The sequence below is a fragment of the Bacteroides sp. AF25-5LB genome (assembly GCF_003602965.1).
Taxonomy (GTDB): domain Bacteria; phylum Bacteroidota; class Bacteroidia; order Bacteroidales; family Bacteroidaceae; genus Bacteroides; species Bacteroides uniformis.
The window spans coordinates 314,890-333,125 of sequence record NZ_QTMC01000001.1 but is presented as its reverse complement, the minus strand read 5'-3'; the positions used below and the strand labels follow the sequence as shown (position 1 = coordinate 333,125).

Annotated in this window: 16 protein-coding genes; 13 read left to right on the top strand and 3 right to left on the bottom strand. The window is 46.2% G+C overall.

Going from position 1 to position 18,236, the window contains the following annotated elements; all coding sequences use genetic code 11:
- Nucleotides 1-17 precede the first annotated feature (17 nt).
- From DWY57_RS01375 to tsf, 5 genes are all read left to right on the top strand, one after another.
- Nucleotides 18-509 (top strand): DUF4488 domain-containing protein, encoded by a 492-nt coding sequence (locus DWY57_RS01375; RefSeq protein ID WP_035450126.1) that lies wholly within the window; start codon nt 18-20, stop codon nt 507-509.
- 336 nt (nt 510-845) lie between these two features.
- Nucleotides 846-1,307 carry a 50S ribosomal protein L13 gene (gene rplM / locus DWY57_RS01370; RefSeq protein ID WP_117600785.1) on the top strand — a complete coding sequence of 154 codons (462 nt, stop codon included), beginning with the start codon at nt 846-848 and terminating at the stop codon, nt 1,305-1,307.
- Between the two features lie 6 nt (nt 1,308-1,313).
- Nucleotides 1,314-1,700 (top strand): 30S ribosomal protein S9, encoded by a 387-nt coding sequence (gene rpsI / locus DWY57_RS01365; RefSeq protein WP_005829603.1) that lies wholly within the window; start codon nt 1,314-1,316, stop codon nt 1,698-1,700.
- A 172-nt stretch (nt 1,701-1,872) separates the two neighbouring features.
- On the top strand, nt 1,873-2,706 hold the full coding sequence (gene rpsB, locus DWY57_RS01360) for a 30S ribosomal protein S2 (protein WP_005829604.1): 834 nt from the start codon (nt 1,873-1,875) through the stop codon (nt 2,704-2,706).
- Between the two features lie 122 nt (nt 2,707-2,828).
- A complete protein-coding gene (gene tsf / locus DWY57_RS01355; RefSeq protein WP_117600786.1) occupies nt 2,829-3,821 on the top strand; it encodes a translation elongation factor Ts in 993 nt (330 codons plus the stop codon).
- Nucleotides 3,822-3,933: 112 nt separating this feature from the next.
- On the opposite strand, the gene DWY57_RS01350 is transcribed toward tsf, so the two are convergent.
- Complete coding sequence (locus DWY57_RS01350) at nt 3,934-4,281, bottom strand: translation initiation factor (protein ID WP_061411216.1); 348 nt, start codon at nt 4,279-4,281, stop codon at nt 3,934-3,936.
- A gap of 150 nt (nt 4,282-4,431) precedes the next feature.
- On the opposite strand from DWY57_RS01350, the gene DWY57_RS01345 reads away from it, so the two are divergent.
- The 5 genes from DWY57_RS01345 (at nt 4,432) to DWY57_RS01325 (ending at nt 8,385) form a co-directional block, all read left to right on the top strand.
- Nucleotides 4,432-5,088, top strand: a complete 657-nt coding sequence (locus DWY57_RS01345; RefSeq protein WP_061411218.1) for a redox-sensing transcriptional repressor Rex — start codon at nt 4,432-4,434, stop codon at nt 5,086-5,088.
- Nucleotides 5,088-5,705 (top strand): fumarylacetoacetate hydrolase family protein, encoded by a 618-nt coding sequence (locus tag DWY57_RS01340; RefSeq protein WP_061411220.1) that lies wholly within the window; start codon nt 5,088-5,090, stop codon nt 5,703-5,705. Before DWY57_RS01345 ends, DWY57_RS01340 begins: the two co-directional genes overlap by 1 nt.
- A gap of 74 nt (nt 5,706-5,779) precedes the next feature.
- Nucleotides 5,780-6,259 (top strand): 2-C-methyl-D-erythritol 2,4-cyclodiphosphate synthase, encoded by a 480-nt coding sequence (gene ispF / locus DWY57_RS01335; RefSeq protein WP_005829658.1) that lies wholly within the window; start codon nt 5,780-5,782, stop codon nt 6,257-6,259.
- Nucleotides 6,260-6,290: 31 nt separating this feature from the next.
- On the top strand, nt 6,291-7,307 hold the full coding sequence (locus tag DWY57_RS01330) for a metallophosphoesterase family protein (protein WP_098032195.1): 1,017 nt from the start codon (nt 6,291-6,293) through the stop codon (nt 7,305-7,307).
- A 22-nt stretch (nt 7,308-7,329) separates the two neighbouring features.
- A complete protein-coding gene (locus DWY57_RS01325) occupies nt 7,330-8,385 on the top strand; it encodes a Gfo/Idh/MocA family oxidoreductase (protein WP_057097605.1) in 1,056 nt (351 codons plus the stop codon).
- A gap of 11 nt (nt 8,386-8,396) precedes the next feature.
- On the opposite strand, the gene DWY57_RS01320 is transcribed toward DWY57_RS01325, so the two are convergent.
- Both DWY57_RS01320 and DWY57_RS01315 read right to left on the bottom strand, forming a co-directional pair.
- Nucleotides 8,397-9,257: a hypothetical protein gene (locus tag DWY57_RS01320; RefSeq protein WP_061411225.1), complete on the bottom strand. Its 861-nt coding sequence runs from the start codon at nt 9,255-9,257 to the stop codon at nt 8,397-8,399.
- A gap of 67 nt (nt 9,258-9,324) precedes the next feature.
- A complete protein-coding gene (locus tag DWY57_RS01315; protein ID WP_061411227.1) occupies nt 9,325-10,380 on the bottom strand; it encodes a porin in 1,056 nt (351 codons plus the stop codon).
- Nucleotides 10,381-10,665: 285 nt separating this feature from the next.
- On the opposite strand from DWY57_RS01315, the gene DWY57_RS01310 reads away from it, so the two are divergent.
- From DWY57_RS01310 to DWY57_RS01300, 3 genes are all read left to right on the top strand, one after another.
- The gene (locus DWY57_RS01310; RefSeq protein ID WP_227203983.1) at nt 10,666-12,945 is read left to right on the top strand and encodes an exo-alpha-sialidase; all 2,280 of its coding nucleotides are present in this window, start codon (nt 10,666-10,668) and stop codon (nt 12,943-12,945) included.
- Between the two features lie 509 nt (nt 12,946-13,454).
- Nucleotides 13,455-15,866 (top strand): hypothetical protein, encoded by a 2,412-nt coding sequence (locus DWY57_RS01305; RefSeq protein WP_232058988.1) that lies wholly within the window; start codon nt 13,455-13,457, stop codon nt 15,864-15,866.
- A gap of 524 nt (nt 15,867-16,390) precedes the next feature.
- Nucleotides 16,391-18,232 (top strand): carboxypeptidase regulatory-like domain-containing protein, encoded by a 1,842-nt coding sequence (locus DWY57_RS01300; RefSeq protein WP_098032192.1) that lies wholly within the window; start codon nt 16,391-16,393, stop codon nt 18,230-18,232.
- Nucleotides 18,233-18,236: the final 4 nt, after the last annotated feature.

Sequence of the window (18,236 nt, the reverse complement as noted above, 5' to 3'; positions counted from 1 at the left end):
ACCAACATCATACGAATATGAAACGGAACTATTTCTTTACCATGCTGGCAGCGGTGCTGCTTGCGGTAGCGGGAGCCAATGCGCAGGAGAGCGCAGAGTTTAGGCCTGCGGAACTGGCAGGAATTTGGCAGTTATGTCATTATGTGTCTGAAATCCCGGATGTTCCCGGGATATTGAAACCGAGTAACACCTTTAAAGTGCTGAGTGATGACGGCCGTATTGTCAATTTTACAATTATTCCAGGCAAAGATGCCATCATCACTGGATATGGGACTTATCAGCAGCTGACGGATAATTCCTATAAGGAAAGCATTGAGAAAAACATCCATTTGCCCATGTTGGACCATAAAGACAATATACTGGAGTTTGAAATAGGGGACGACGGGGTAATGTACCTGAAGTATTTTATAGCTAAGGACTTGAATGGTAATGAACTGAATACATGGTTCCATGAAACATGGAAGCGGGTGGGCATGCCTGCAAAATTCCCCGAAGACCTTGTCCGTTGATATTTCTTTCTCTTTCCCGTTTCTTTCTCATGCAGCTTTGAAAGCCTTCTATGACGGCATCGACCGATGAAGGCCGCATCATAAAGAGTTGTTCTGCGGAGATTCTTCCCTTTCTCCGCAGGATAACTTTGTCTGTTGTATATCAGCCAAGTGGCTCTCTAAAAAAAAGTGGAAAACTTTTGCCAGTTCTAAGAAAAACCGTACCTTTGCAAGCCGATTATTATCTCGAAAGGATAAGCATTTAATTCATAGCGAGTTAATCTTCCATTGTCCGGGATGACTGGCTTGCGGTGAAGAAAAACATTTTAGTAGTAACATTTTAAAAAACAATTAAGAGTGGATACTTTAAGTTACAAGACCATTTCTGCAAACAAAGCTACAGTGACTAAAGAATGGGTCATTGTTGACGCTACAGACCAGGTATTGGGCCGTCTGGGCGCAAAAGTTGCGAAACTGTTGAGAGGAAAGTATAAACCTAACTTTACCCCTCACGTAGATTGTGGCGATAATGTAATCATTATCAACGCCGACAAAGTAAAATTAACCGGTAACAAGTGGAATGACAAGGTATATCTGTCATATACAGGTTATCCCGGCGGCCAGAGAGAAATCACTCCTGCCCGTTTGCAGGCAAAACCGAACGGTGATGACAAGTTACTGAGAAAAGTAGTAAAGGGTATGTTGCCTAAGAACAAGTTGGGCGCAAAATTGCTGGGCAATATGTATGTATATGCCGGTAGCGAGCACAAACACGATGCTCAGAACCCGAAAATGATTGATATTAACATACTTAAATAAGAGATAATGGAAGTAGTAAATGCATTAGGCAGACGTAAAAGTGCAATTGCACGTATTTTCGTAAGCGAAGGTACCGGAAAGATTACTATTAATAAGAGAGACCTCGCAGAGTACTTTCCATCAAGCATTCTTCAGTATGTAGTTAAACAGCCGTTGAACAAGCTGGGTGTTGCTGAAAAGTACGATATCAAAGTGAACCTCTGCGGTGGTGGTTTCACTGGACAGTCTCAGGCTTTGCGTTTGGCAATTGCCCGCGCACTGGTGAAAATCAATGCTGAGGACAAGGCTGCTCTCCGTTCTGAAGGCTTCATGACTCGTGATCCTCGTTCTGTTGAACGTAAGAAACCGGGACAACCGAAAGCACGTCGTAGATTCCAGTTCAGTAAACGTTAAGAGTTGGAGAACGGTTGGGGCGGACAAGTTGCTTAATTCTCGACTTTCACCTCTCAACTCTCAACTGAAAAAGCGTTTAGTATCTAAACTACCGGGACTCTTCAGATTCAGACTACCCGGCGGTTGGTTTAGAAGAAACAAAAAAGAAAGTAAACGATTAATTTAAAAGAAAATGTCTAGAACAAATTTTGATACATTATTGGAAGCCGGTTGCCACTTCGGTCACTTGAAAAGAAAGTGGAACCCCGCAATGGCTCCTTACATCTTCATGGAGCGCAATGGTATTCATATCATTGACCTCAACAAGACGGTTGCTAAAATTGACGAAGCTGCTGAAGCTTTGAAGCAAATCGCTAAATCAGGAAAGAAAGTCCTGTTTGTTGCTACTAAAAAACAAGCTAAGCAGGTGGTTGCCGATAAGGCTGCATCTGTAAATATGCCTTATGTAATCGAGCGTTGGCCGGGTGGTATGTTGACTAACTTCCCGACTATCCGTAAGGCTGTCAAGAAGATGGCTACCATCGACAAGCTGACAAGCGACGGTACCTATTCAAACCTCTCCAAGAGAGAAATTCTTCAGATTTCACGTCAACGTGCAAAGTTGGACAAGACTTTGGGCTCTATTGCTGACCTGACTCGTCTGCCGTCTGCTCTGTTCGTTATCGATGTAATGAAGGAAAATATCGCAGTTCGTGAAGCTAACCGTTTGGGTATTCCAGTATTCGGTATCGTTGATACAAACTCTGATCCTACGAATATCGATTTCGTAATCCCGGCAAATGATGACGCTACTAAGTCAGTAGAAGTTATTCTTGATGCCTGCTGTGCTGCTATGCAGGAAGGTCTGGAAGAACGTAAGGCCGAAAAGGTAGACATGGAAGCTGCCGGTGAAGCTCCTGCCAACAAAGGCAAGAAGAAAGCTACAAAAGCAAGACTCGACAAGTCCGACGAGGAAGCAATCAATGCCGCTAAGGCTGCTGCTTTCATGAAGGAAGAAGAGGCTTAATCATACTGTTGAGAGTTGAGAATTGAAAGTTGAGAGTTACTTTACGGCAATTCTCAATTCTCTATTCTCAACTCTCAATTACTTTATAAGGATATTATTAACAATTAAAATAAAAAGATATTATGGCTGTAAGTATGGCTGATATAACCAAGCTCCGCAAGATGACCGGTGCTGGTATGATGGATTGCAAGAATGCTTTGACTGAAGCTGAAGGCGATTTCGACAAGGCAATGGAAATTATCCGTAAGAAGGGACAAGCTGTTGCAGCTAAGCGTTCAGATCGCGAGGCTTCTGAAGGCTGTGTGCTGGCTAAGACTACGGGTGACTTTGCCGTTATCATCGCTTTGAAGTGCGAAACTGACTTCGTGGCTCAGAATGCTGATTTCGTGAAACTGACTCAGGACATTCTGGACCTTGCCGTAGCTAACAAGTGCAAGACTCTGGACGAAGTAAAAGCTCTGCCGATGGGCAACGGTACTGTACAGGATGCTGTAACAGACCGTAGCGGTATCACTGGCGAGAAGATGGAGCTGGATGGTTACATGACTGTAGAAGGCGCAAGCACTGTGGTTTATAACCACATGAACAGAAACGGTCTCTGCACTATTGTTGCTTTCAACAAGGCTGTTGAAGAAGGACTGGCTAAGCAGATTGCCATGCAGATTGCTGCCATGAATCCGATTGCGGTAGACGAAGATGGTGTATCTGAAGAAATCAAGCAGAAGGAAATAGATGTTGCTATAGAGAAGACAAAAGCTGAACAGGTACAGAAGGCTGTTGAGGCCGCTTTGAAGAAGGCTGGTATCAACCCGGCTCACGTGGACAGCGAAGACCACATGGAAAGCAACATGGCCAAGGGCTGGATTACTGCTGAAGACGTGGCAAAGGCAAAGGAAATCATTGCTACTGTTTCTGCTGAGAAGGCTGCACATCTGCCTGAACAAATGGTTCAGAATATTGCTAAGGGTCGTCTTGGCAAGTTCTTGAAAGAAGTTTGCTTGCTGAACCAGGAAGACATCATGGATGGCAAGAAGACAGTTAGAGAAGTCTTGAAAGAAGCTGATCCTGAATTGAAGGTTGTTGACTTCAAGCGTTTTACTTTGCGCGCTGAATAATTCCGCTTAGAAACGATTCTATAAAAAGAAGTGGCCGTATATGGAGTTGAATTCCTAAACGGTCACTTTTTTTATGCCTCTACAGTTGCAGTGAGACGGATGATGGTTTGGTTTATCCTACGGGCTTAGTTTGCGTGTATCCTTCAGCTTTCAGCAGGTCAATGACACGCTGTTTGAAGTCGCCCTGCACAATGATTTCTCCATCTTTGGCACTTCCACCCACTCCACATTTACTTTTCAGCAATTTGCCCAGTTCTTTCAGGCCATTGTCGGTGCCCACGAAACCGGTGACAAGAGTGACGACTTTGCCGCCCCGGTTCTTGCGGTCCAGCTGCACGCGCAAGCGTTGTTGTGCAGGGGGGAGGGTAGCTTGCTCCTCATCGTCATTCATCTCATATTTGTAGTCCGGGTTGGTGGAATAGACTATATTCAACCGTTCTTTCCAATCATTATTCTTCATACTTTTTTTTAAAAAACTTCCCAAAAGTACGATATTATGTGGAATTATGCAATTAGAAATTATGTTAAGCTTTTGTTGCATCCGTGTTACTGATTAGAAAAAAAGCACTACTTTTGTCAATCGCAATATTGAGAACTTAAATAAGAAACTATGAGCAGTCCGTTACAGAAAAAAGAAACCATGAAGGTGCCGGAACCTACTTTGCGCCGGCTTCCGTGGTACCTTTCCAATGTAAAGTTGCTGAAACAAAAGGGGGAACGATTCGTATCATCCACCCAGATTTCCAAGGAAATCAATATTGATGCTTCACAGATTGCCAAAGACCTTTCGTATGTTAATATCTCGGGCCGTACGCGTGTGGGATATGAGGTGGACACGCTGATAGCTGTACTGGAGGATTTCCTGGGATTTACCAATATACACAAAGCATTTCTGTTCGGTGTTGGAAGCTTGGGAGGTGCTTTGCTGCGCGACTCGGGTCTGAGCCATTTCGGTTTGGAGATAGTGGCTGCTTTTGATGTGAAGCTTGAATTGGTGGGTACGACATTGAGCGGCATCCCCATCTATCATTCGGATGAGTTCAAGCAGAAGATGCAGGAGTACGATGTCAATATAGGCGTGCTGACGGTACCTATCGAAATAGCCCAGCAGATAACGGATTCCATGGTAGAGGGTGGTATCAAGGCCGTATGGAACTTCACCCCGTTCCGTATCCGCGTTCCCGAGAACATTGTCGTGCAGAACACTTCCCTTTATGCCCATCTGGCCGTGATGTTTAACAGACTAAACTTTAACGAAATCAAGTAATGAAGATTATTGCTGTAGGAATGAACTATGCTCTGCACAACAAAGAGCTGGGACATACACACGAGAATAAGGAACCGGTTATTTTTTTGAAACCCGATTCAGCTATACTGAAAGATGGCAAACCTTTCTTTATCCCCGACTTTTCCAACGAAGTGCATTATGAGGCGGAAGTGGTGGTACGCATCTGCCGTTTGGGCAAGAATATTGCTCCTCGCTTTGCCCATCGCTATTACGATGCGGTGACGGTGGGCATCGACTTCACGGCACGCGACTTGCAACGTAAGTTCCGTGAGGCGGGTAATCCGTGGGAGCTTTGCAAAGGTTTCGACAATTCGGCAGCTATCGGTACCTTTGTTCCTTTGGAACAGGTGGGCGGCAATGTACAGAATCTGGACTTTCGTCTGACGATTGATGATAAGGAGGTTCAACGTGGCCATACAGCGGACATGTTGTTCCGGGTAGATGATATCATTGCCTATGTCAGCCGCTTCATGACCTTGAAAATCGGTGACTTGCTGTTCACGGGAACACCCGCGGGAGTCGCTCCCGTCAGCATCGGACAGCACTTGCAGGGTTATCTTGGGGAAGGGAAAGTACTTGACTTCAATATTCGCTGATTATCTTCGTCTTGTTTTTTCTTGTTACCTCGCTTTTTTTCCGTACTTTCGTGTCAACTTAAAGAAGCAACGATATGAAGATACGTGTAGGTTTTGGCTTTGATGTCCATCAACTGGTGGCAGGGCGCGAACTTTGGCTGGGCGGTATCCGCCTGGAACATGAAAAGGGATTGTTGGGGCACTCGGATGCGGACGTGCTCATCCATACTATCTGTGACGCATTGCTGGGAGCGGCGAATATGCGTGACATCGGCTATCATTTTCCTGATACTGCCGGTGAGTTTAAGAACATAGACAGCAAGATTCTGCTAAAGAAAACAATAGAATTGATAGCTACCAAAGGCTATTCGGTAGGTAACATTGATGCCACCATCTGCGCTGAGCGGCCTAAGTTGAAGGCCTATATTCCCGAAATGCAGCGTACGCTTGCCGCGGTGATGGGAATAGACGAGGATGCCATCTCCATCAAGGCCACCACCACGGAGAAACTCGGCTTTACGGGCAGGGAGGAAGGTATATCCGCCTATGCCACTGTATTGATAGTGAAGGAATAATAATATCAACTCAATTTAATCATCCACTTATATGAAGAAAATCTCCTTGGCCTTTTGTCTGGCACTTTTATCCTCCTTGTTCTGCCCGGCACAAGTATCGCCTTTGCAGTTCAACAAGAACGGAGAGTTTAAAATCGTCCAGTTTACAGACATCCACTTCAAGTATGGCAATCCGGCTTCGGATATTGCTTTGAAGCGTATTGGCGAGGTGCTTGATGCTGAGTGCCCCGATTTAGTAGTCTTTACCGGCGATGTGGTTTATGCCGCACCTGCCGATACAGCCATGCGCAAGGTGCTTTCCTATGCTACGGATCGTAAGATTCCTTTTGTCGTAACCTTTGGCAACCACGACAACGAGCAGGGAAAAACACGTGCTGAGCTTTATGACGTTATCCGTTCCATGCCTTTCAATATCCAGCCCGACCGTGGCGGAGTAGAATCTCCCGACTATGTCCTCACACTGAAATCCTCGGACGGCAAGAAGGATGCAGCCCTGCTTTACTGTCTGGATTCCCATTCCTACTCCAAACTACCCGACGTAAAGGGGTACGACTGGCTCACTTTCGACCAGGTGAACTGGTACCGCCAGCAGAGTGCCACTTATAAAGCAAAGAACGGTGGGCAACCTTTGCCTGCACTAGCATTTTTCCATATTCCTTTGCCGGAATATAACGAAGCCGCTTCCGACGAGAACGCCATACTGATAGGTACCCGCATGGAAAAGGCTTGCGCTCCGGAACTGAATACGGGCATGTTCACTGCCATGAAAGAGGCTGGTGATGTGATGGGTATGTTTGTCGGGCACGATCATGACAACGATTATGCCGTAATGTGGAAAGGTATCCTGCTGGCTTACGGCCGTTTCACCGGTGGTAATACCGAGTACAACCATTTGTCCAACGGTGCACGTGTCATTTTGATGAAGGAAGGTGCCCGTACTTTCACCACCTGGATTCGTCTGAAAGGTGGCGAAATTATTGATAAGACGGTCTACCCCGACAGCTATATGAAGGACGATTGGCGTAAGCGTCCGTTGGTGACGGAATAATGGTGAACTTAAAAAGAACGATATGGACAAGATAAGGACCGGATTAGCCGCTTACGGAATGTCGGGACGTGTTTTCCATGCCCCCTTCATCTCCACTAACCCTCATTTTGAATTGACTGCCGTTACGGAGCGCAGTAAGGAACTCTCCCGGGAGAAGTATCCCGACGCTTGTATTGTGCGGAGTTTTGAGGAACTTATCGAAGTGGAAGAGCTGGATTTGGTTGTCATCAACACGCCGGACAGCACTCATTATGAGTATGCCCGCCGCGCCCTCGAAGCAGGTAAGCATGTGGTTGTGGAGAAGCCTTTCACCACCACCGTGGCAGAAGCTGAGGAACTTGTGGCATTTGCCGCAAGCCGGGGGCTGACCTTGAGCGTTTACCAGAACCGCCGGTGGGACTGCGATTTCCTGACAGTTAAGCAAATACTGTCCAAAGGCTTGCTGGGGCATCTGGTGGAGTTTGAATCCACCTTCCCCCGTTATCGTAATTTTATCAAGCCGAATACTTGGAAGGAAACCGGACAAGATGGGGGCGGCTTGACCTATAACCTGGGTGCCCACGTCATAGACCAGGCTGTGCAGCTGTTCGGTATGCCCGAAGCCGTCTTTGCAGATATTGCCACGTTGCGCAAGGACAGCAAGGTAGACGACTATTTCATCATCCATTTGCTACGTCCCTCAAAGGCGCCCGAAGTGAAGATAACGCTGAAATCCAGCTATCTGATGTGTGCGAGCGAACCCCGTTTCGTCCTCCACGGTAGGGAAGGTTCTTACGTGAAATATGGTTTCGACCCGCAGGAAGCCGCCTTGACCGAGGGCGTATTGCCCGGCACTTCGCACTGGGGCGAGGAGGACAAATCCTCTTGGGGACTGCTTTATACGGAAAAAGACGGTAGAATTGTTTATGAACCCTATCCAAGTCTTCCCGGTGATTATGCAGCTTTTTATGAGAATATCTATCGGCATATCCACCACGGCGAACCTTTGCAGAGCGATGCCCGCGAGGTGGTCGGAGTCATCCGCTTGATTGAGGCAGCCTGGGAAAGCAGCCGTATGCAGCGTGTGGTTCGTATCTGATAGAAAATCTTTTACCCGGTAGGGACGTGTAACTTTACATGTGTCAATCGGGTGTATTTCGTACTTCCTATTATATAGGTACGCGCGATGCGTGCCGATGCTATCTTCATTACTTCTCCCATCTGGTAGGCATGTTCCACGGCGGGCAGCTGGCATGATTTCCGGCTTGCCGTGCGTGCATTCAGCCGGATGCTGACGAAGTTGCCGATGGAGTCTTTCAGTTTCAACACTTGGCGTACATAGAAATAAGGAGTGGTCCCTTTGAGCTGCGTCTTGTAGGGGTTGTCTTCCAGTCGCACGCTGAGTACGGTCAGTGTCAGGTTCTCCACTTTTTCCCCTTCCTTCCCCAGGAAACGTCCGCCGGTGGTTTGGTACGTTTTTCTTCGTTGTATGTCGAGGTGGACTGAATGGTAAATCTTGGCAATCTGTACGAAACGTTCCTGCTTGGGGATGCGTGGCTGGAATTTGAAGGCTATCCACGTAAGATAGGCAGGGTCTATACGGAGAATTTCGTGCAGGAAATGTCCGTGGTATTTGCCTATGGAGATAATGTCGTCCCCTTTGCTCTGCATTCTTTTGGCATTGTACTCCACAAGCAGCAGGCTGCGCGGTGAGTAGAAGCATAGCGTGCTTGCCATCCGCAACGTTTCGTGAATGTCGGTGGAAAGGTCGCAAATGTAGAAGATGGACTGTCTCCCGGGCAGTGGAGAGTAAATCCACAAAGTATATTGGAGATACTCAGGCCGGGGCAGTACGATAAGATAGGCCCCTACTTCCTTATAAGAGGCTCTCCCTTGATTGTATGCATTCAGTTTACTATACAATAAGTCTTGTTCAGTCTGCGGTATACCGGGTATGATTGGATTTGCCATAGCTCGGAATAATTTATTCCAAATATACATTTTTGGAATGAAAGAAACAAGGGGAAGCCAAGAAATATCAGAAGCGTACCATCAATTCCAATACTACTTTGTCTTGTTCCGACTCCTTCGCTATGCTGTTTTTGGCATAGAAGTATTTCTCGTAATTCAACCGGAGGTCTGTGCGGAATGCTTTGCTGAGGCTGAAGGTGATGCCGCCCGTTAGGCGTTGGCGTTTGTAGTCGGTCACCGTCAATCTGCCGGTTTCTTCATCGGCGGTTTTGGCGTCGCTCTGGTCGGTCATCATGTCGTAGCGCAGCAGGAAAGACATTTTGTTGAATACTTTCCGTAACGGCAGATCGTAGTTGATGAAGGTGTTGACAGCGTGTACATCTTTGAAAGCGTTGTCGGAATATTGCTTGTACAAATATTCGCCTTCGATATGGAAACGGCCGGTTTCATAGTAGGCACCGATGTCGTAGGATTGCATACGTACTTCTTCCGGCTGGATGCTCTGCACGCTCAGTGTTAGGTTCAGTCCTTTGGTGAAGAGAAATTGGGCTTTGGCGGAGTAGTTCACTTCCTTGTGCCATTCTTTCTGGTTAGTCAGTCCGGAACCGTTGAAAAGTCCTCCTTCCACAGTGATAGGTACACCGGTAGGCAGGGTATATCCTACTGTGAACCCCACGTCCCGTACATTGCCCACTTGCTTGGCGATGAACGAGCGGTTGGGGAAGTATTGCTGGTGCGGTGAGCGGTGGGCGTCGATGGTGAAGGGGACGCGCATTTGTCCGGCGGTGACTGTCAGTCCTTTTGTCGGGAAAAGCCGGGCGTAGGCATCCAGCATCTTGATTTGACCTTCGTCGGAGAGGTCTATCTCGGCTTTGTAGGCTACGCTGGGCAATACGTTACCCGTCACGCTGACGCGGGCATTGCGTACTTCGAAACGTCCTGCACCCATGGTGGTCTGATATTCGTATTTGGCGCGGATGGTTCCGTGGACTTCCGGCAGGTAGTCTTTGGTTTCCATCTTCTCCTTTTCAATCTTTTTTCCGTCCTCGTTGATGGAGGGCGTTTGGGCAATTGCGGCCAACGGCAGCAGGGCAATCAGTACTGTCAATGCACTTTTTTTCATAATCTGTTGTTGTCGAATGATTTGTCGGCGACAAAGTTCGGACATACGTGTTGTGTTTTTGTGTCATATATGTTGCATTGTTGTTACAAAAACTGTTAGAGAGAAGAACTGTGATAGGTGCCGTTTTAATCTTTTTATGGCTTGATTTAGTTTCTTGTTTTTATTAAAACGTTGGTTGTTAGGATTATATGTGCACTGAGCAAAAGTTTCAGTCTGAAATATCAATGAAATATTCCTATCTTTGAAGAAAATATCAAGAACGTTTGTTTTAGAACTCTGATGCTTATGAAAAGACAGTTGTTTTTAGCAGGAATAAGTTTGATGCTGGGGGGCATGTCAATGCTTGCCCAAGATATATCTCCGGTGAATTCCGTTTCTTACGAATGGAAGAGCGTACCGATAGTGGGAGGAGGCTTTGTGGACGGTATTGTTTTTCACCCAGAAGCTCCCGGTATCCGTTATTGCCGCACCGATATGGGAGGGGCCTATCGGTGGGATGCTGCTTCCTGCCAGTGGACGCCCTTGTTGGACTGGATAAGTCTGGATGAAAGCAATCTGCAGGGAGTGGAGAGCATTGCCATTGACCCGCAGAATCCACAGAACGTGTATATTGCCTGCGGTACGTATACCAGTAGCTCCAATGGGGCCATACTCTGTTCTTATGATGGCGGCAGAACCTTTGCTCGCGTTGATGTGCCTTTTACGATGGGTGGCAACGAGAATGGGCGTGGTAATGGGGAACGGATGATGGTGGACCCGCAGAATGGGAATATCATTTATATGGGAACCCGTTTGCATGGCTTATGGCGCAGTACGGATAAGGGGAGGAGCTGGGCACGGGTAGCGTCTTTCCCGAATGTCTCCGAGAAGCTTAATCCCGTCGACCGTGCCGCATGGGGGAATCGCGGCAGTGGTATTGTCTGTGTTGCCTATGATGCACAAGGCACTCGCGACGAGCGTGGCACCCGTGACATTTATGTGGCAGTGTCATTGATGGGCAGGGAAAATCTGTTTGTGAGTCACGACTATGGTGAAAGTTGGCAGCCGGTCGGGGGACAGCCGATGCAGTATCGCCCCACGCATATGGTCTTGACCGGTGACGGGCAATTGGTTCTGACGTATGGAGATACTCCCGGTCCAAGCCAGATGGGGGATGGAGGTGTGTGGAAATACGATATCCGTAAAGGCAAATGGACAGACATTTCTCCCGTCAGACTGCCAGGTGGCGAAAAGGCAGGATTTGGCTATGCAGCCGTATCTGTAGATTCTCGTAATCCGAAGCATCTGATTGCCAGTACACACAGTCTAGGGGGCAAGCACGGTTATAAAAGTGATGAGATGTTCCGTACGACTGACGGTGGCAAGAGCTGGAAACCGATTTTCAAGACGGGATATGAGTATGATTATTCCAAAGCTCCCTATACAAAGGTAGCGCCCCTACACTGGATGTTCGACATAGAGATAGACCCTACCGACGCTGAACATGCCATGTTTACCACCGGTTTCGGTGGCTGGGAAACTTTTAATCTCTCTGCCGTGGAACGCGAGGAACCGGTGAAATGGAGTATCATGTCTGCCGGTATCGAAGAGACCGTGCCTCTCGAACTTTATGCTCCCGAAAAAGGGGCGCGCCTGATTTCCGGTATCGGTGATTATGGTGGCTTTACGCATTTCGACCTCAATCGACCCGATTCGTTGGGCAGCCATGCCAATCCTCATTTCGGAAATACGAATGGAGTGACAGGCGCTTGGCTGAAGCAGGATTTGGTAGTCAGGGTTGGTACACTGTTTGGCCATCAGCCGGATGCAAAGACTATCTCATATTCAGAAGATGGGGGCAGGCACTGGACTATGTGTGCCACCGTTCCAACAGAGAAGTCTCGTAATGGGCATATCGCCGTGGCAGCAGATGGCTCTTCTTGGATTTGGATACCCGACCGCTCGAAGGCTTATCTGACCCGTGATAAGGGGGCTTCTTGGCAAGTTTGCCGTGGTTTGCCTAAGAATATCCGCGTCATAGCAGATAAGGTGAACCCCAAACGTTTTTATGCTGTAGATGCTGTGGCCGAAATATTGTATAGCAGCGAGGATGGTGGGGCGACTTTTCATGCCGACACATTGAATTTAACGGTTAAACGGTCCCAACGCGGTAATGCCGGTGCCGCTGTACGAAGAGGAGATCTGCGTGGAGGGCAAGACCGTATCTATGCTACTCCCGGTCGTGAAAAAGATTTGTGGATTGCAGCTTATGATGGTTTGTACCACTCTGTCACTTCAGAAAAATTTGATTTCCGTGTTTTGGATAAGGTACGTACCATCTATGCTTTTGGCTTCGGCAAGGCAAAGCCGGGTAATGATTATCCTGCCATCTATCTGATAGGCGTAATCAACGGGCAATATGGTTTCTTCCGTTCTGACGATGCGGCTAACTCTTGGGTACGTATCAACGATGATGCCCATCAATATGGCTTGGTATTGCATATCTGCGGTGACATGCAGGAATATGGACGGGTTTATATAGGGACACATGGCCGGGGAATTGTGACGGGAGTACCCGCGTCATAGCTTTTCTTCATGCAGTTCATGTAATCTCCTTTGTGCCTACTTTTCATCAAGTCCGTACATCTGCAGCCTTTATGGGCACTGAGATGATACGGACTTTTAGTTTCTTATATTGTCATTATGTACTGTAGGTTACTGCCGTCATTTCGGTATTTGCAGTCATTACCTCCATAATCTCTTCTCTTACGAATATTGTCTTTTCATTTAGTATAAATTTAGTCAACATCCGTTTGGAAAGTCTTGTGACTGTATGATATATTACTTTTTCAAAGAAAATATTTTTCGTTCGTTTATATTTTAATATATTTGCATTCCAATCTTCCCATCATTTGTTAATAAATGTTGGCTAGTGTTTGATGATGGTATTGCATAACCTTAAATGAAACCTAATGGTACACTTGTATAGATATATCATTTTTATAATTGGCCTTTGCACTACCCAACTGGTTTCCGCATACGGATTAAGATTTCGTGGCGCGGTCAGTCCTATTGATCAAAGAACATCCTATGATGTGTTTGCTCATAGTTATCCTTCTTTCAGAGACTATTTTGACTTGGAGTTCAATATAGCTTTGTATTCTACCGAGAGCGTCGGTTATATCTTGCGTGTTAAGGGGAAGGATGAAGGACAGATTTTCAATCTTTTTTTTGATTTTCGTGGTGATGATATCTTGTTCCGTTTGAATCAAGAGGGGAAGTGTGTGTTGATAGCCTTGCCTGTCAATAAGGCTGGAGCGATGAAATCCCATTGGTTTAGGGTGAAGATAGCCTTTAACTTGAAGCAGGATGAGATTACTCTCAAGATTCATGATCAGGAAAAAGTATGCAAGGGTGTAGCACTTGCCGATGAGTTCAGCCCGAAAATAGTGTTCGGTAAGAGCGACCACATTATTGACGTTCCAGAGATAGCTATTGATAAGTTGGTTGTGCACGCTGACCACACTTACACGTTTCCTTTGGATGAGGCGGAAGGAGAATCGGTTTTTGACCGGGAAGGGATTCTTTACGGTAAAGTGGAAAATCCGGTGTGGCTGATTAATGAGGCCTTTCACTGGAAGCGGGAGGGCGGTTTTGCGTCGGCTTCAGAAGCAGGTTCTTGTTATAATATTGGTAGAAATGAGATTTATTATTTCAATCGTGATTCGTTGTTTGTCTACAATATGGAGACGGGAAATATTTCTGCCAAGGCTTTTACCGAACGGTGTCCTGTGAAGTTGTTTCTTGCCGGTAGTTTCTTTGACAGTGCCAGTGAAAGGTTATATGTCTACGAGGTATATACAGAGAATGGGGATGCGGAGCCTATGATAGCAAGTCTAGACTTGAATACATTGGGCTGGAGAGTAGAGAGTTACAGTCGGCTCAGCATGCAGTTGCATCATCATTGTTCCTATTATGATGCAGTCCGCAAGCGTTACACCATCTTCGGTGGTTTCGGCAATATGTATTACAGTAATAAATTCTATATATTCGATCCGGAAGAAGCGCGTTGGGATACACTTGGTTCTCTATCCGGTGATTTTCTTTGTCCCCGTTATTTCTCTTCGGCCGGTTATTTGGACAGTAACCATTCTGTCTATATTTTTGGCGGTATGGGCAATGAGTCGGGTGACCAGGTAATAGGCCGCCGTTATTTTCACGATCTTTATAAGGTGGATTTGCAAGAGATGCATGTGCAGAAACTTTGGGATATTTCGGAAGGACAGCCCAATGTGGTGCCGGTGCAGGATATGCTGATACAGAATGATTCTTGTTTTTATGTCTTGCGTTATCCCGAGAGTGTGTCTAACTCGTTTTTGCATCTCTACCGTTTTCTTATAAAAGATGGCAGCTGTCAGATATTGGGTGATTCCATTCCCATTTACTCTGATAAAATCACGACAAATGCTCGTCTTTATTATAACGAGCGTTTAAGCAGGCTTTTTGTGACGGTGCAGGAAACACGTGATGACGTATCTTCCAAATTTTCTGTTTATTCGTTACTCTTTCCACCGGTTTCTCTTGAAAAATATATTGCGAATAACAGTGGAGGAAGTGTTTCACGTGTATGGCTAGTGCTGGCGGTCGCGGTTGTAGTTGGTGGAGGCGTATGGATAGTGTACAAGTGGCGCCGAAACTCCGGTAAGGGCGAGGCCGGCAAAGCTGTGAGACAAGACAAGGAACAGCTTCTTGATGCTTCTGATACCACTAAGATGGAGAGGCAGGCAGTAGATGCGGGAACTGCCAACTCCATGTATTTATTCGGTGATTTTTCCGTTTTCGACCGGAGTGGTCGCAACATCTCTTATATGTTTTCCTTGCGTATCAAACAAATATTCTGTCTCATTTTGCGTTATAGCGATGCCGACGGAATTTCTTCCAAACAACTGAGTGACTTGATATGGCCCGACAAGCCAAAAGATAAAGTGAAAAACTCGCGTGGAGTAGCCATCAATCATTTGCGCAAGATTCTGAAAGAACTGGATGGCATAGAACTGGTTTATGAGAAAGGATGTTTTCGTTTCACGCTGTCTTCTGTCTTTTATTGTGATTATCTGCGTTTTATGGCGATAGTTGCTGAAAACCGGGTAGAGAATTGCCGGCAAGAGTTCCTGCATATTGTAGGGCGTGGCAAGTTTGTCGGCTTTATGGACGATCCGTTGTTCGACGGTTTTAAGCAAGATGTGGAGTGCCGCCTGGAAGTGCTTGTTTTACAGTTGATGAAAGAGGCTTTTGAGGCTCAGGATTATTCGGAAGCTGTGAGTTTGGCTGAAGCGGAATTCAATATTGATCCGGTGAACGAAACAGCCTTGTCTTGTTGCATCAAGTCACTTTTCATGCTTAAGCATGAAAATGCTGCTATTGGTACTTATCAAAGATTTGTGGCAGAATACAAAAAACATACGGGGGAAGACTACCCTACTCCTTTCAGCCTTTATTGGAATTAGCTTTCCCGGTATGCTGCATCCGGTATTTTTTGTCTTTGCTTTTTCTTTTATTTTTCTGTCTGCTTTCCTGAAGTTCTTGTTGTTGTTCTTATATGCAATTGAAAAGTATTTATAAAATATTTTTAAGTTTAGGCACATATGTAGGCTATCTCAGTCGTATACTGAGATAGCCCATTATTTCTCCTCTGATAATTAGGCTCCCAAAATCGATGAATTCAATATGGTAAATGAAGACAAATGGGCTGTTGAAAATAAAGATTTAGTAGGACTTATACGATAATTGTTTTATTCGCGGCACTACTTTTGTGGCTTAAAGTGTTAGGCGAAGTCTGTACTTTCTTTTATGGGTTAAAATGATCTGGATTAATGTTTTTTTTATGCCATTATACCCAAATTAACCCTAAAATTAACCCATGTGGAATCAATTTTGCAAATAAGGGGGCGGTTTGCAACACCCTGAGGCTGATGTGGGCGATTGGCATCGGCTCCTTTGTTATATTAACTTCTAATTAATAATTTAAGCTATGAAACAGTTGAAAAAGCTGAAAGTTTTTGGACTGATGGCCATGCTTATAAGTATGGTCATCATGGCGAGCTCTTGTTCGGACGATGATACGGGCGGAAGGGCTTTATCTTATGGAAAGGTGACGGGTGTCGTCACGGATGATTTATCTTCCCCTCTTGAAGGGGTCACAGTTTTAGTCGATGGTTCCGGTATAACGGCTGCACCGGACGGTCCTCAGACCACGACAAATTCGCAGGGTGTATATACACTCGAAAATATTTCAATAGGTACACATATAATTACATTTACGAAAGCCGATTACCAGACGGTAAGTGTTACCGTTGTGGCAGGAAAATTCAATGAAGAACAAGTGGCTGAAGTTAGCCCTAAAATGGAGTATGCAGCCGCAAAAATCAAAGGAAAAGTAGTTGATGCAGGAAAGGGAAATACTCCGTTGGAAGGAGTGACGGTCAGCATCAGTTCCACACAGACTGCCACCACCGGAAGCGATGGTACATTTGAAATTGGTAATTTGCCATTGGCAGACTACACCGTTACTTTTACCAAAGCAGGCTATGCTTCCATTGCGAAGAAGGTAGCTATAGCTGACTTTGTGGATGGCATTGCCACTATAGAGGTTCGCATGGGTGGGACAGAAATATTGCGCGGACTAACTCTTGATGATTTGAAAGCTGCAGAAAAATGGTATTATAACGAATACCGTGGCGGACGAAACGCTGAAAGCTATCCCCACTGGGATTGGGCTTGCAACTACATGTGTACGATGGACTTCCGTGGCGACTGGGAAGAGCAGAACGAAGGAACCACTCTCCGCATTCGTAACAATGAAGAGGACCGCAAGAATCCTGCTGACTTGGAGATATTCGATTCCTTTGTATTCGGAAGCAAGCTGATTACAGAAGATAACTACATGATGACCCTCCAGATCCGTACGCACAGTGCCGACGAAGCTGCTCCGGTATATTATGGCGTGCAGGTGGTAGACCTGACTGCTACCGATCCGAAGGCTGAGATGGTGGGTGATGTCAGAACCTATGCCTCGGAAAATTACATTTCTGTTCCAGTAGACTTGAGCAAATACATCGGTAAGGAAGTAATCATTGCCATCGGTACATTCCGTGCCCAGACTGGTGATTACTGGAAGCAGTTGGTATTGCGCCGCATCGCTTTTGCTAAAGAAGCCGTTGAAGGATGGGGCTGGTTGCCCGGAACATCGGTCGAAGAGTTGGATGGTTGGGAGATGACCCGGGAAATGGTACGCTCTACCATGCCGCAAATGAAGTCGAAGTTCACTGGCTTGAGTCCGGTTGAGGGAAATCGCGATAACTATGTGGACGCCTATCGTGCATGGCGCGAGGTGGACCATATTTGTGCCGAGTGGTCGTATATGCCGCTCAGTAAAGATCCTGAGGTATTCCCTTCCGAAGGCTATCTGATAAAGACACGTAGTGGAAACAACGTAAGTACCACCGTTCCCGAATCTTATTTCTATGCCAAATTCTCCATTGCGTCTGGGTGTGATAGGATGACATTGAAGACTCGCAACTTCAGTGGAACGAATGCTACCTTCTTCAAGGTGACAGCTATCCGTATGGACGGAACTGTCGTACACTTGGCACCTGCATCCCATACGGCTCAGTTTGCTGAGGCTGCTGCCGACGGTTGCTGGAAATTTATCCATCAGGCCGGAGGAAAGGGGGATCCGGAGGCATATGCCGATTTTGTCTATGATTTGTCTCAGTTCAACGGAGAAGATGTAATGTTGACTATTGGTGTCTTTAAGGGAGAAGAGAACGGCGACGAGAACAAACTGGTGCTGCGTGACATCACAATGGAGTGACAAA